The 13,896-nt window shown below is 68.6% G+C and carries 11 protein-coding genes; 2 read left to right on the top strand and 9 right to left on the bottom strand.

What is annotated here, in order from left to right:
* A complete protein-coding gene (locus tag ACSMFO_RS31400) occupies positions 1 to 1,272 on the bottom strand; it encodes a tannase/feruloyl esterase family alpha/beta hydrolase (RefSeq protein ID WP_436461494.1) in 1,272 nt (423 codons plus the stop codon).
* A gap of 119 nt (positions 1,273 to 1,391) precedes the next feature.
* Here ACSMFO_RS31400 and ACSMFO_RS31395 point away from each other — a divergent pair, with 119 nt between their 5' ends.
* A complete protein-coding gene (locus tag ACSMFO_RS31395) occupies positions 1,392 to 2,246 on the top strand; it encodes an extracellular catalytic domain type 1 short-chain-length polyhydroxyalkanoate depolymerase (protein ID WP_436461493.1) in 855 nt (284 codons plus the stop codon).
* On the opposite strand, the gene ACSMFO_RS31390 is transcribed toward ACSMFO_RS31395, so the two are convergent.
* Positions 2,223 to 2,528: an ArsR/SmtB family transcription factor gene (locus ACSMFO_RS31390; protein ID WP_037335099.1), complete on the bottom strand. Its 306-nt coding sequence runs from the start codon at positions 2,526 to 2,528 to the stop codon at positions 2,223 to 2,225. The two genes, ACSMFO_RS31395 and ACSMFO_RS31390, sit on opposite strands and share 24 nt — an antisense overlap.
* Before the next feature lie 52 nt (positions 2,529 to 2,580).
* Here ACSMFO_RS31390 and ACSMFO_RS31385 point away from each other — a divergent pair, with 52 nt between their 5' ends.
* The gene (locus ACSMFO_RS31385; protein WP_436461492.1) at positions 2,581 to 3,750 is read left to right on the top strand and encodes an MFS transporter; all 1,170 of its coding nucleotides are present in this window, start codon (positions 2,581 to 2,583) and stop codon (positions 3,748 to 3,750) included.
* Between the two features lie 319 nt (positions 3,751 to 4,069).
* Here the strand turns inward: ACSMFO_RS31385 and ACSMFO_RS31380 are convergent, their stop codons facing one another.
* From ACSMFO_RS31380 to ACSMFO_RS31350, 7 genes are all read right to left on the bottom strand, one after another.
* Positions 4,070 to 5,110, bottom strand: a complete 1,041-nt coding sequence (locus ACSMFO_RS31380) for a HoxN/HupN/NixA family nickel/cobalt transporter (protein ID WP_436461491.1) — start codon at positions 5,108 to 5,110, stop codon at positions 4,070 to 4,072.
* 56 nt (positions 5,111 to 5,166) lie between these two features.
* Positions 5,167 to 6,096: an N-acetylmuramic acid 6-phosphate etherase gene (locus ACSMFO_RS31375; RefSeq protein WP_436461490.1), complete on the bottom strand. Its 930-nt coding sequence runs from the start codon at positions 6,094 to 6,096 to the stop codon at positions 5,167 to 5,169.
* 17 nt (positions 6,097 to 6,113) lie between these two features.
* A complete protein-coding gene (locus ACSMFO_RS31370; protein WP_225949385.1) occupies positions 6,114 to 7,112 on the bottom strand; it encodes a MurR/RpiR family transcriptional regulator in 999 nt (332 codons plus the stop codon).
* A 210-nt stretch (positions 7,113 to 7,322) separates the two neighbouring features.
* On the bottom strand, positions 7,323 to 9,098 hold the full coding sequence (locus tag ACSMFO_RS31365) for a serine hydrolase (protein WP_436461489.1): 1,776 nt from the start codon (positions 9,096 to 9,098) through the stop codon (positions 7,323 to 7,325).
* Positions 9,099 to 9,109: 11 nt separating this feature from the next.
* Complete coding sequence (locus ACSMFO_RS31360) at positions 9,110 to 10,378, bottom strand: exo-beta-N-acetylmuramidase NamZ family protein (protein ID WP_436461488.1); 1,269 nt, start codon at positions 10,376 to 10,378, stop codon at positions 9,110 to 9,112.
* Positions 10,375 to 12,180 (bottom strand): glycoside hydrolase family 3 protein, encoded by a 1,806-nt coding sequence (locus ACSMFO_RS31355; protein WP_436461487.1) that lies wholly within the window; start codon positions 12,178 to 12,180, stop codon positions 10,375 to 10,377. The genes ACSMFO_RS31360 and ACSMFO_RS31355 overlap by 4 nt, the downstream gene beginning before the upstream one ends.
* 575 nt (positions 12,181 to 12,755) lie before the next feature.
* Positions 12,756 to 13,553: an HAD family hydrolase gene (locus ACSMFO_RS31350; protein ID WP_016337846.1), complete on the bottom strand. Its 798-nt coding sequence runs from the start codon at positions 13,551 to 13,553 to the stop codon at positions 12,756 to 12,758.
* Positions 13,554 to 13,896: the final 343 nt, after the last annotated feature.

Below are 13,896 nucleotides of genomic sequence, written 5' to 3'. Positions count from 1 at the left end.
TCAGCCTAGTGCGCAAGCGGTCGCCAGGTCACCGCTCGCACGCGGGATGGTCGCCGAAGCGGGCGGGCGGACGCCGTCGAGCCAGCCTTCGAGAGCGCTGAAAGCCGTCCGGAAACACGGGCCGATCGGGCGCAGCTTGTCCGGGTACGCGTCGTACAGGCCGTCGACGTGGTTGCCGTCGACGATCCGGTAGTAGCGCTGCAGACCGGCGCGGCCCTGGTCGGCGATCATCCGCTGGTAGACATCTGAATCGCGGGTGATCGGCAGAAGCGTGTCGAGGGTGCCGTGCAGCGTGATCAGCGGTTTGCCGATCCGGCCGGTCAGAGAGATCCGTTCGACCGCGCGGTGCACCGACGGCGGGCGAGCGGCGTAGTCGTAATCGGTCCCGGTGAACGACGGGTCGAATTCGGCCTGGTAGATCCGCTGAGTCAAGCCCCAGTAGACGTCGTTGTGGTACTTCCAGAGGAATTCCGAACCCGGCGCGAACCCGGCGTCGAGGATTTCCTGGTGGGCTTGCGTGGAACCGTTGGCGTACGCGGGATAGGCCTTGATCGCGGGCGGCAGGAAGGTGAACAGGTTCGGGCCGTCTTCGTGCCAAAGCGTGCCTTCCCAGTCGATTCCGCCGTCGTAGAGCCACGGCCGGTTCTCGAGCTGCCAGCGGACGAGGTAACCGCCGTTCGACATCCCGGCCGCGAGGGTGCGGCTCGGCAGGCGCCCGTAGCGGTGTGCGACGGCCGCCTTCGCTGCGATGGTCAGCTGCGTGACCCGCGAGTTCCACTCGGCGATCGCGTCACCGGGGCGGCGTCCGTCGGTGTGGAAGTCGGCGCCGGTGTTGCCCTTGTCGGTCGCGGCGAACGCGTAACCGGCGGCGAGGACCTGGTCGCCGATCGCGCGATCGTTCGCGTACTGCCGTCGCACCCCGGGCGATCCCGAGACCACGAGGCCGCCGTTCCAGCGATCGGGCAGCCGCAGCACGAACTGCGCGTCGTGGTTCCAGCCGTGCGCCGTGTTGGACGTCGACGAATCCGGGAAGTAGCCGTCGATCTGGATGCCGGGAACGCCCTTGGGCGCGGGGAGGCCGGCGGACGTGAGCCCCGCCCAGTCTGCCTGCACGGTATGGCCGGTGGCCAGGGTGCCGGTGGTGGTCAGATCGTCCAAACAGGACAGTCGTTGCGCCGCGGCGCCGGGAACGCGCACGTTCCCGCAACCGCTCGCCGCCTGGGCGGGGGTGGCCAGGGCCAGCATCATCGCGAGGACCAGAAAGAGCCGCATCGGCCGACGGTAAGCGGGCGTTCCGCGGATCGGTACCCGGTGCGACCACACAAAACGCGTCGTCGCTGTGGTGGTCTTCCACGTGGAAACCCCGCGGGCGCCGGTTTTAGCATCGGGTGATGCGAAAACTCCTCATCGGCGCGGTGGTTTCGGCATTGACCCTTCTCTTCGCGACTCCGGCACAGGCGGCGACGATCCGTCCGGTGACCGGGTTCGGGAGCAATCCCGGTGCTTTGCAGATGTTCGAATACGTCCCAGACGGGCTGCCGTCCGGACGTCCGGCGGTGGTCGTGCTGCACGGCTGCACGCAGGACGCCGCCGGATACGCGCGTGGCTCCGGCTGGGTCGGGCTCGCGGACAGGCTGCAGTTCAAACTCGTTCTGCCACAACAGGTTTCGGCGAACAATTTCAGCAAATGCTTCAACTGGTTCCAGGCGGCCGACATCAAGCGCGGCTCCGGGGAAGCCGAATCGATCGCGCAGATGGCGCGGTATTCGGCCGGGAGCCGGACGTACGTGACCGGCTTGTCGGCCGGTGGTGCGATGACTTCGGTGATGCTGGCGGCGTATCCGGAACTGTTCGCGGGCGGCGGTGTCGTCGCGGGGCTGCCTTACGGTTGTGCGACCTCGATGATCGACGCGTACTCCTGCATGAACCCCGGCAAGGATCTGACCCCGAAGCAATGGGGCGACAAGGTGCGCGCCGCGGGCACGGGGCCGCGTTCGCCGGTCAGCGTCTGGCACGGGACCGCGGACTACACGGTCGCTCCGATGAACATGCGCGAGCTTTCCGAGCAGTGGACCTACGTCGGCGCGGCCGTCGACACGCACGCCGTCAGCGGGATGGGGCACGGTCAGCCGATCGCGCCGGGATCCGGCTGCGGGCAGGCGGGGCCGTATCTGCTCGACGTCGGCGTATGCGCCGCGGCGGAACTCGCGGCGAAGTGGCGGCTAAGCGAGGACAGCGTCCAGTAGCCCGGGGAAGCGCGCGTGGACGTCCTCGGTCCGTAGCTCGACCCAGCGGGTCCGGCCCTCGACGAACGTCGTCGTGAGGCCGGCCTCGCGCAACACCTTCCAGTGGTGGGAGAGCGTCGGCGCGCTGATGTCGACGTCGTACTCGGTGACGGCGCAGCTTCGCGGCGAAGGGTTGCTTCGCAGGGCGCGGATCAGCTCCAGGCGCACGGGATCCGCGAGCGCCTGGAGCACCGGCACGATCTCGATCTCGTCGATCGACGGCTGCGGCAGCGTGCTGCTCACGACGCTCCAAACTATTTGACAGTCATCGAACAGTCCCGCCACTATACCTCCCATGACGATTCGACGATCATCAAATGATCGGCTCGCTCTGGGGGCTCTGCTGGTACTCGCCGTCGGGACGTTCACCGTCGGCACCGACGGATTCGTCCTGAACGGGCTGCTGCCCGCCATCGCCGCCGACCTGCGGGTTTCCGAGGCCGTCGCGGGCCAGCTGACCACGGTCTTCGCGGTGACCTACGCGATTTCTTCGCCGCTCATCGCGGCTTTCACCGGACGGCTCGACCGGCGCTGGGTGCTCGGCGCGGGGATGGTGCTGTTCACGATCGGCATGGCCGGTCAGGCGCTCGGCGAGTCCTTCGCCGTGGTCGCCGTCGCACGCGTGCTGGCCGCCCTCGGCGCCGCCGCGTTCCAATCCAACGCGTATGTGCTCGCCGGTGCGCTGGCGTCGGACGAGCGTCGCGGGCGCGCGCTGGCCACGGTCTCGAACGGGATGAGCGTGTCGATGGTGCTCGGCGTGCCGATCGGAGTGCTGGCCGGGACGTGGTTCGGCTGGCGCGCGGTGATGTGGGGGATCGGCGCGGTGGCGCTGATCGTGATGCTGCTCGTGCCGCTGCTGCCCGGGGTTCGGATGCCGACGGTGTCGTTGCGCGACAGGCTCGCCGTCGTCGCGCGGCCGCCGATCGCGCGCGTGCTCGGCGTGAGCGTCCTCGGCACCGCGGCGGGCTTCGCGGCCTTCGTGTACCTGCCGGTGCTGGTGGCTCCGGTGGCGGCGGGCGCGACGATCTCGTGGCTGCTCGTCGGCTTCGGGATCGGGCAGATCGTGGGCAACGCCTTCGCGGGCCGGGCGACGGACTCGCTGGGGCCCTCACGCGTCCGGTCGATCTCGCTGATCGGGACGGTCGTGACTTTCGCGCTGCTGGACGTCGCCGTGCTGAGCCTGCCCGGTTCGCTGGTCCTCGCGCTGGTTTCGGGGGTCTTCGGCGGCATGCTGATGGTGCCGCAGCAGCACCGGCTGTTCTCGCTGGCGCCTGACGCGCCGACGGTCGCCATGGGGCTCAACGGTTCCGCGATCTACGGCGGTGGTGCTCTCGGTGCCGCGCTGGGCGGCGTCGTCCTGTCTTCCGCCGGTGTCTGGTGGATCGGTCCCGTTGCCGCCTTCGTCGCTCTGCTGGGCTTCGCGCTTTCGGTGCCTTCGCGGGCGAAGGTGCCCGAGCCCGCATGACCCAAGGGGGAGCAAGGGACCTTTGCTACCACTCTGCTGGGGTCAACTGTCCACAAGGGACACTAAGCGACGCTCGCATGTCCGCTTTGGGTGCTTTATGAAGGGGTCGTGAGTGGCAATGATCGTTCTAACCCTCATTGCCACTCACGACCCCCGACCGAAACTGTGCATACTGGGATCAATCGGGCATTTGATCAGGCTGGAACGTCCCTTGTGGACACTTCAGGGCGCGGTCGGCCCCCTGAGCGGAAACCCGCCCGCCTTTTCTTAGCATGCCTACGTAAGTGGCAGCAAAGGTCCCTTGCTCTCTTCCCGCAGGTCAGAGGCCCTGCTCGACCGACCAGCGCTCCTCGATACGCCCGAAGCGCCACACGAGGAGCGCGAAGAGCCACGTAAGCACGAAGAGCGCTACAACCGCGTAGCCCACGTAGTCCAGGCTCAGCGACCCGATCGCCGCGAGCGGCCCGGTCGTGATGCCGAACCGTTCGGTGATGATCGAGACGACCTCGATCGTCCCGATGAGCAAGGCGACCGCGACGGAAAGCGCCGTCACGATGAGGTTGTAGTAGATCTTCCGCACCGGCTTCGCGAACGCCCAGCCGTACGCGTAGTTCATGAAGCAGCCATCGGCGGTGTCGAACAGCGTCATTCCCGCGGCGAACAGGATCGGCAGCACCAGGATCGCGTACCAGGGCAGCGAAAAGGCCGCCGCGCCACCGGCGAGCACCAGCAGGCTGATCTCGGTCGCGGTGTCGAAGCCGAGACCGAACAGCACGCCGATCGGGTAGATGTGCCAAGGCTTGCGCACCGCTTTGGTGGCGCCGCGAAGCAGGCGGTTCATGAGGCCGCGGTTGTCGAGCTGCCGTTCCAGCGTCGCTTCGTCGAACTCGCCCCGCCGCATGCGCCGGAACACCTTCACGATGCCGACGAGCACCACGAGGTTCATGATCCCGATGAGGTACAGGAACACCGCCGAAACGGACGTCCCGATCAGCCCGGTCGCCGCGTGCAGCGCCGACGAGTCGTCCTCGACGGCCCCGGCGAGCGCGCGGACGCCGAGCGACAGCAGCAGACACAGGACGAAGACGATCGTCGAATGGCCGAGGGAGAACCAGAAACCGACCGAAAGCGGCCGTTGCCCGTCGGCCATCAGCTTGCGGGTGGTGTTGTCGATCGCGGCGATGTGGTCCGCGTCGAACGCGTGCCGCGTCCCGAGCACGAACGCCGTGACGCCGAGGCCGACCCCGAACACGCCCGTGGCGCCGAGCTCGTACTGGCGCGGCGCCACGAAAAGCGTCAGGACCCCCCAGCCGATGACGTTGAGCGCCAGGATGAAGCCGGCCATCCCGGCGACGGACACCCGTTCGCGTCGCGTGAGCGCGAAGCGTCGGGATGAACGGGTCTGTCCACCGGTGTTCAGCTCGCGCGCACCCTCAGGGAGTCGAGAGCCTTTCGTACGTGGCCATCGCTTGCCGCCAACGCCTTCGCCGCACTGGCGACGTCTTCGCCGGACAGCAGATGGACCAGCGCGACCTTGAGGTCGCCGTCGGCCTCGGTGAGCGCGTCGGAGCAGTCCGCCATGCTCATGCCGGTGGCCTCGCGCAGGATCCGGATGGTCCGCCCGCGCAGCTTCGCGTTGGTCGCCCGCATGCTCACCATCAGGTTCGAATACGTGCGGCCGAGCTTGATCATCGTCGCGGTGGAGAACGCCGTGAGGATGATCTTCTGCGCCGTGCCCGCCTTCATCCGCGTCGATCCGGCGATCGCCTCGGGGCCGGTGTCCACCGCGATGAGGACGTCGACACCCGGCGGCGTCACCGCTGCCGGATTGCCCGAGACCAGCGCGGTACGGGCACCGCGACGGCTGGCCGCGGCCAGCGCGCCGAGGACGTAGGGCGTCCGGCCGGAAGCCGTCAGCCCGAGCACGAAGTCGCCGGGCGCGACGGACTCGGCCACTTCGGCGGCTCCGGCCTTCGCGTTGTCCTCGGCGTCTTCGACGGCTTGGCGCAGAGCGCGCGCGCCGCCCGCGTGATGCGCGATGAACCAATCGGAGGGCACGTTGAACGTCGGCACCAGTTCCGCCGCGTCCAACGTCGCCAGCCTGCCGGAGGTACCGGCCCCGAAGTAGTGCACGCGGTGTCCCGACCGCAGCGCTTCCACGGCGAAGTCGACCGCCCGCGCCACCTGCGGCAGCACCGCGGCGACGGCTTCGGGGACCCGGCGGTCCTCGGCGTTGATCGCGCCGAGGATGCCCATGGTCGACATCAGGTCGATGTCGGTCGTCCGTGGATTGCGCTGTTCGGTTGGCGAGTCGACGTGCACCACCTGGCGTGGGACGGTCATCATGCGCCTCACTTTTTCGCTCATTTGCCGGTTTCCCGCGGCCGCCGCCTGCCGTCGGGCCGGACGCCCAGACGGTGCGAGCCAACCGCGTCCCTGGTCGCGTCGAGCGCGTTGACCGACGCGTCCATGTGCCGCTGCGCGACACCGATGAACAGGCAGTCGATGACGGTCAGCTGCGCGATGCGACTGGCGGTCGCACCCGAGCGGAACGTCGTCTCCCGCGCGGCCGTGGTCAGCACGTGGTCGGCGACCTCCGTGATCGGTGAACGCGGGAAGTTCGTCACGGCGACGGTGATCGCGCCGTGCTCACGGGCCACACGCAGCGCCTCGACGGTGTCCGTGGTCGCGCCCGTGTGGGAGATGCCGATCGCGACGTCGCCGGGGCTCAGCACGGCGGCCGAGGTGAGCATGATGTGCGTGTCCGACCAGGCGAAGCTGACCCGCCCGATGCGGTGCAGCTTCTGCTGCAGGTCCGCGGCGACGAACGCGCTCGCGCCCACGCCGTAGACGTCCACGCGGCCCGCGCCCGCCACGATGTCGATCACGCGCTGTAGCGACGGGACGTCGAGCTGGTCGGCTGTCTCCTCCACGGCGCGTGCGTCCGCGAAGCTGACCTTGCCGATCACGGCGGCCAGGTCGTCCTCCGGCCCGATCTCGCCGCCGAGGTTGCGGGTCGACCGCGCCTCGGAGCGGGCGGTGTCGGCAGCCAGGGCGATCCTGAGCTGCGGATACCCGCCGACGCCGACCGCCTTGCAGAACCGCGTGACGGTGGTTTCGCTGGTGTTCGCCGCGAGCGCGACCTCGGTGATGCTGCGCCGCGCGACCTGCGCGGGGTCGTCAAGGACGACCTTCGCGACGCGCTGCTCGGCCCGGGCGAGCCCGGGCAGGAGGGAGCGAATCCGGACGAGCGGGCTCGCGTCAGCGTCCCGTGTCGGCTGCGCCGGCACGGCCTCGGACGGTGCGGCCGCGATTACGGAATCGGTATCGCCCACCGTGGGAAAGTTACTAACCGTTGGCATCTGCGACAAGGCTACCCACACCCTTCGGGAAGATCGCAACCTATCCGTGTCTGCGGATTCGATTTGCGATTAATCGTTGACCAGAAAGTCGCTAACCAGGTCGAGGTCGTTAACGAGGTCGAGCTAACGACTTGGCAACTTAGTGTCGCGACGCAAGGGGCTGTGTCCCGGTCAACGGGGCGGTCCGGTCAGCGCATCGGAGCCGATTGGCTACCTAGTGCTCAACTTCCAGCCGGTAGCGACGAAAGTAGGGGGATTATGCTCACTGTCCAGCAGTATGCGGCCGCGTTCAGTGACTTTCACACCGTCCAAAGAAATTCCCCGTCCGGTGTAACGGGCATCGGTCGTGTAACGCCAGCGAAGGGTGATTTGTGAGCTTTGCGACACCTCGGCGGCGGCCCGCCACCAAGCGCGATGTCCGTGCCCGCCGAGCCCGGTCTGGTCACCCACGGGGGCACCTGGTCCGCTCGCACGCAGAGTAATCGATTTCCAGGTTGCTCCGCCGTCGGTACTTGTTTCCAAGAAGAGCGAATCCGAGGGCCCTTCGGTGTCCACGAAGGTGTCGAACGAGACCTTCAGCGGCCCGCCGCGCGTCTGTAACGGCGGGGTCGTGAGCGTGGCCGTGGAGACGTCCCCGGCGCCGCTGAACCACGCTTCGCGGCCGTGCGCGGGGCGGACGGCCATCGCCTTCGCGAGCGAACTCGCCCACGTCTCCCTGGCGAGGTTGATCGAGCCCCAGTTCCGCGTCGGGTGCACGCGGTTGGTGAGCAGGATCGCGAACGACCGCGACAGAGGGTCGATCACCAGCGAGGTCCCGGTGAAGCCGGTGTGCCCGGCGGTCGACGGTGCCGACAGCGCGCCCATGTACCAAGGCTGGTCGAGTTCGAAGCCGAGCCCGTGCGCGTTGTCGGGGAACTTGTGGTTGTAGTTCGTCAGCATCGCCCGCACGGTCTCCTCGCGCAGGATCCGGTGACCGCGGTACGCGCCGCCGTTGAGGATGGTCTGCGCCAGCACCGCCATGTCGGGGGCGGTGGAGAACACGCCCGCGTGCCCGGCGACGCCGCCCAAGGACCAAGCGTTCTCGTCGTGCACTTCGCCGCGTACGAGCCCCCGAGGCGGCTTCGCGGCGTACTCGGTCGCCGCGACCCTGGCGAGTTTCGACGCCGGCGGGTTGTACCCGGTGTCGACCAGACCCAGCGGCGCGGAAATGCGGTCCTGGACGACCTTGTCCAGCGGAGCTCCGGCCACCTTCTCGACCAGGAAGCCGAGCGTCAGCAGGTTGATGTCGGAGTAGAGGTACGTGCTGCCCGGCGCGTTCTTCAGCGGGCTGTCGAGGACGGCCTTCCGGCGGGACGGGATGTCCGGGTAGCCCTCCCACAGCGACGGGAGCGGTGTCGCGGCGAAGCCCGAGACGTGAGTGAGCAACTGCTGGACCGTGACGGACTCCTTGCCGTTCACGCCGAACTCCGGCAGGTACTTCACCACCGGCGCCGAGATGTCGACCTTCCCCGTCTCGGCCAGCTGCATCACCGCGACGGAGGTGAACAGCTTCGAGATCGAGGCCATGTCGAAGATGGTGTCCGCGCGCATCGGCACCTGCTGCTCGGGCGGCAGTTCCGTGCCCTTCGCGTCGGCGTAACGGACAGCGCCGCCGACGGCCTGACGCTCGACGATCACGCCGTCGTGCGCGAGCAGGCCGACCGCTCCGGAGAAGTGCGGATGCCCGGTGGCGTCCGGCTTCGTCCAGCTCTCGATGAACCGCTCGGCCGCCTTGATCGGCTCGGGGTCGAGGCCGACCTCCGAGGGCGCGCCGTCGCGCAGCACGGTGGACGCGGGCGCGAAACCCCCACGCGGCTTGTCGAACCGGCCCGCCGTGCCGTTTCCCTGTTGCCCGGTACCCGGAATCGCCTGTGCTCCCGCCGTCGACAGCGTGGTCGCCGCGACCAGTACGGAGACGGCCGCGATCAGGATCTTCCTAACACGCACGGTCGTTCCTCTCAGCGGTAGATGAGATGGCGGCGGCGTTTCCGGTCGAACTCGGCCAGTTCCGCCTGCCAGGACCCGACGATCTCGTCCACCCCGGCGCCCTTGTCGATCATCGTGCGCAGCCTGGCGGAGCCCGAGAGCTTGTCGAGGAAATTGTCGGGGCGCCACTTGAACTTGTCCGGATGCACCTGTTTCGCGGTGACGAACATGGTGACCGCGGTGCGGATGGCGTCGAACGCCCGCGGATCGGTGATCGTCACCTGCACGCCGCCGCAGGGTTCGTTGACGAACTTGCCGAACGTCGGCACGAAGTAGGCCTCACGGAACTTCACCCCGGAAAGCCGTAGCTCGACGAGCTTCTCGCGCCAGCGCCAGTCGAGGCCCGGCGCGCCGATGATCTCGAACGGCCTGGTGGTGCCCCGGCCTTCGGAGAACACGGTGCCCTCGAACATCCCGGTGCCGGGATAGACGAGCGCGGTGTCCGGCGTCGGCATGTTCGGGCTCGGCGGGACCCAGGTCAGCCCGGTGCGGGCGAAGAGCTGATCACGGCGCCAGTCACGCACTTCGACGATTTCGAGCTTGCCCGGCGTGACCCCTTCGGCCGGCAGGAACTCGGCCGCGAAGAAGCGCGCGAGTTCACCGACGGTCATGCCGTGCTGCTGCACGATCGGCTTCCGGCCGACACCCGAGGCGAACGCCGGGTCCAGCATCGGCCCGGCGGCCTTGCCACCCAGCGGATTCGGCCGGTCCAGTACGACGACCGCCGCGCCGACCTTCGCCGCCGCGACCATCGCCGTGTACAGGGACCAGATGTAGGTGTAGAACCGCGCGCCGACGTCGGCGATGTCGAAGACGACGGTGTCGACGCCCGCCTTCGTGAACATCCCGGCGAGCTTCGTCGCGTCGGCGCCGTACGCGTCGTACACCGGCACGCCGGTGCGCGGATCGGTGTAGTCGCCCTCGGAGCCGCCGGCTTGCGCGCTGCCGCGGAAACCGTGTTCCGGCCCGAACGCGGCGAGCGGCCGGACCCCGGCGGCGACCATCGAGTCGACGATGTGGTCGCCGCTCGCCAGGACGCCCGTCGGGTTCGACAGCACGCCGAGCTTGCGGCCGGCCAGCGGCGCCCAGCCCTTGGCGGCGAGCACGTCCGCTCCGGTGCGGGTGAGCGGGGGACCTTTGCTCTCGCTTTCCGGCTGGGCCCCCGCGACCGAGGACCCGGCCGTCAGCGCGGGGACCGCGAGCGCGCCGGTGGCGAGGAAGTGGCGGCGGTTGAGGTTCACCAGGTCAGCCCGTGGCCGAAGGGGTACTTCACCGTGCCCACGTCCTTGCCCGCGGGAACGTCGACCGGCAGCTTGCCCTGCGGCGTCACCTTCCCGAGGATCACCTTCGCCAGCGCTTCGAGCGAAGGCGTGATGTAGCCGTACGTGGCGAGCCACGTCTTGATCGGGTTCTCGTAGCCGGCGTCGTAGGGGATCTGGGCGGCGACCGCGACGACGGGCTTCCCGGTGTCGGCCAGTGCCTGCAACAGCTTGCCCTGCAACGGATACGTGCCCACGTTGTTGGTCAGCACGACGACGAGGTCGACGTTCTTGGCCGCCGCGGCCGCCTGCGCGATCTGGGCGTCGGTCGGCGTCTGACCGGTCTGCAGCGCGGTCGCCTGCGTGCCGTGCGCGGTGAGCTTCGCGGCCAGCGACGCCGTCGTGGTCGCGCCCCAGCCGGTCACGAGGGTCTTCGCGGGCTGCTGCTTCAGCGGCAGGACGCCGCCGTCGTTGCGGATCGCGGTGACCGACCGGTCGGCGATGCCCTGCGCGGTCGCGAGGTTGGCCGGGACACCGACCTTCGACATCACCTTGGCCGGGTCGACGAACGGCGAGGTCAGGATGCCGCGGTTCAGCTTGAGCTTGAGCACGCGGAGGACGCTCTCGTCGATACGCCGCTCGGTCAGTTCGCCCTTGCGGACGGCGTCGAGCACCGAGTTGATCGCCAGTTCGAGGTTCACCGGCATGAGCAGCTGGTCGATACCCGCCTTGAGGGCTAGCACCGGGATCTCCGCGTCGCTGTGCATCTCGCGCACCGCGTCCATCGAGAGGGAGTCGGTGACGACGACGCCGCGGTATCCGAGCTCTTCGCGCAGCTTGCCGGTGAGGATCGGCTTCGACAGCGTGGCGGGCTCGCCCGACGGGTCGAGGCTCGGGAACTGGATGTGCGCGCTCATGATCGAGTCGATGCCCGCCTTGATGGCGGCCTTGAACGGCGGCACGTCGGTCTCGCGCCAGCTGGCCTCGCTCCGGTCGATCCGGGGCAGTTCGTGGTGGCTGTCGGTGGCGGCGTCGCCGTGGCCGGGGAAGTGCTTCGCGGCGGCGGACACCGTCTCCGCACGCCGTCCGGAGTTTTGGAAGCCCCTGACCTGGGCTTCGACGAACTGGCTCGCCAGCTCCGGGCGTCCGGAGAAGGAACGGACGCCGATCACCGGGTTCGCCGGGTTCGAGTTCACGTCGGCGTCGGGGGCGAAGTCCTGGTTGATGCCGACGGCGCGCAGTTCGTGCCCGAGGATCCGGGCGGCGTCCTGCGCGGCCTTGGTGTCACGACCGGCCGAGATCGCCATCGCGTTCGGCAGTTCGGTGGCGGGGGCACCCATCCGGGTGACCGTGCCGCCTTCCTGGTCGGTCGCGATCTGCAACGGGATGCGGGCGCCGCTGCAGAGGGCCGCCCGCTGGAGCCCGTTCGACAGCTTGGCGACCTGCACCGGGTCGTCGAAGTTGTCGCGGCTGTCGTTGTTGAAGTAGATGACGCCGCCCAGGTGGTACTTCTCGATCACCTGCGCGGGGGTGTCCACGCCGAAGTCGGCCTTGTTCTTGGCGTTGACCTCGTCGGCCGACTTCCCGTTCACCCAGGTGACGAAGAGCTGCCCGACCTTCTGCTCCAGGGTCAACCCGCGCAGCGCCCGCTGCGCCTCCGCGTCGGCCGTCACCGGCTGCGCGGTCGCCGGAACGCCCGCGACACCCAGGGCGAGCAGACCCGCGAGGGGCAGGGCGAGCGCATGGATCCTCCGATGACGGGCGTGCGCGATTCGGGTCGTCACCTCAAGCCTCCCAGATTCGTGCCTGACTCTCAGGTGGAAAGAAGTCCACCTGGAAGCACTGATATCCGGAAGCTACCCACGAGCACTTTGCTTGTCCATCGGCCACCCGCACGAACGGTCCGTTCATACACAAAGGGACGCGAACGGGCCTGTCACGCTTGAAAACCTGGGCAAAACACTGGCGGCGCCCGTCGGCCGAAGCCGGCGGGCGCCGCCAGTCAGTGCGGGCAACTCGGGCGACCAAGCGTGCAACTCTGGTCGTACCTTCATGGACTCGGCGTCCGGCGTCCCGGTACGCAGTCCCTAGACGACGAGCCTCCCGCGGCGCGCTGCGCGTGGGTACCCGGTGTCCGCACACGGAGATTCGCCGGGGTGGAACAGGCTTCTCTTCTACCTGTTCCCTGGCCGACCGAACGTCCGCACCTACTTTCTACGCCGTGAGCCGGGTCACTTCAAGTGCGCAGACGGGTGCACCGGTACAGAGGCTCGATCTAGTGACACGGGTACCCTCCGCGACGGACAATTCGCGGCCCTGACTGCGAAAACCGGCCCGGTACCGCCGTGTGGGTGCGTGCTCAGCGGGTGCGTTTGCGCCGGTTGTAGCCGTACCAGGTGGCCCCCGCCGCGAAGGCGCCGAGCGCGACCAGGCCGGCCGACCGCGCGGGGATCCGGGTCCGCAGCGACATCGGGTGCTCGAAGGCGAGGATCTCCCAGCCCTGTTCCGTCGCGTGCTTGCGCAGGACGCGATCGGGATTGACCGCGTGCGGCCGTCCGACGACCTCGAGGAGCGGGATGTCGGTGCTGGAGTCGGTGTACGCGTGGCACTGCGTGAGGTCGTAGCCGTACGTCGCCGCGAGCTGCTTCGCGGCGACGGCCTTGTTCTCGCCGTAGCAGTAGAAATCGACTTCGCCCGAGTAGCGGCCGTCCACGATCTGCATCCGTGTGGCCACGCTCCGCGTCGCGCCGAGCATTTCCGCGACCGGCGCGACGACTTCCTCGCCGGTCGCCGACAGGACCACGACGTCGTGCCCGTCGGCGCGATGGGAAGAGATCAGTTCCGCCGCCTCCGCGTACACGAGCGGGTCGACGACGTCGTGCAGTGTTTCGCGGACGATCGCGGACACCTGCGCGACGTCCCATCCGGTGCACAGCGCGGAAACCTCGGCTCGCATCCGCTCGGTCTTCGCCGCGTCCGCACCCGCGAGCGAGAAGACGAGTTGGGCGTACGCACTGCGAAGCGCGGCTCGTCGGTTGATCAGGCCTTCGCGCAAAAGTGGCTTGCTGAAGGCCAATGCGCTCGATGACGCGATGATCGTCTTGTCGAGATCGAAGAACGCCGCGACCTGGCTCGGCGTCGTGCTGGGTCGGTCCACTCGCCAAGGATAGGAGAGCGGTACGGCCGGGCGCCCGTTGGTCGACCACGATCGGGATACGGCGGTGGAAAATTCACGACCGCGTACCCGATCCGGCGCGTCGTGCCGTTATCGAATTGTGGGTACCGGCGCCGCCCGCAACGGGCCGGTATCGGAGTTACAGTGAGATTGTCCGGTGTTGCACCGGGCCCAGGTTCAGTCCGACCCCCCGGGGCTGAACCCCAGGCGGCCCTCGTCCCTCCCCCCTGGCGAGGGCCGCCTCCTATTTCCCCGTCGTACCAATGGTTCAGACCTTGTCGGCCGCGGAAACCTCGCCAGGACAAGGCGGAATCGGCCGGAGTTC

The sequence above is a fragment of the Amycolatopsis sp. w19 genome (assembly GCF_051373225.1).
In the GTDB taxonomy this organism is placed as follows: domain Bacteria; phylum Actinomycetota; class Actinomycetes; order Mycobacteriales; family Pseudonocardiaceae; genus Amycolatopsis; species Amycolatopsis japonica.
Note: the sequence above shows the minus strand (reverse complement) of the source record. Positions and strands in the feature narration are given on the sequence as shown.

Excerpts from the sequence above, each read along its gene's own strand:
- ACSMFO_RS31385 (WP_436461492.1), top strand. The coding sequence starts at position 2,581 with ATGACGATTCGACGATCATCAAATGATCGGCTCGCTCTGGGGGCTCTG.
- ACSMFO_RS31395 (WP_436461493.1), top strand. The coding sequence starts at position 1,392 with ATGCGAAAACTCCTCATCGGCGCGGTGGTTTCGGCATTGACCCTTCTC.
- ACSMFO_RS31400 (WP_436461494.1), bottom strand. The coding sequence starts at position 1,272 with ATGCGGCTCTTTCTGGTCCTCGCGATGATGCTGGCCCTGGCCACCCCC.
- ACSMFO_RS31375 (WP_436461490.1), bottom strand. The coding sequence starts at position 6,096 with ATGATGACCGTCCCACGCCAGGTGGTGCACGTCGACTCGCCAACCGAA.
- ACSMFO_RS31370 (WP_225949385.1), bottom strand. The coding sequence starts at position 7,112 with ATGCCAACGGTTAGTAACTTTCCCACGGTGGGCGATACCGATTCCGTA.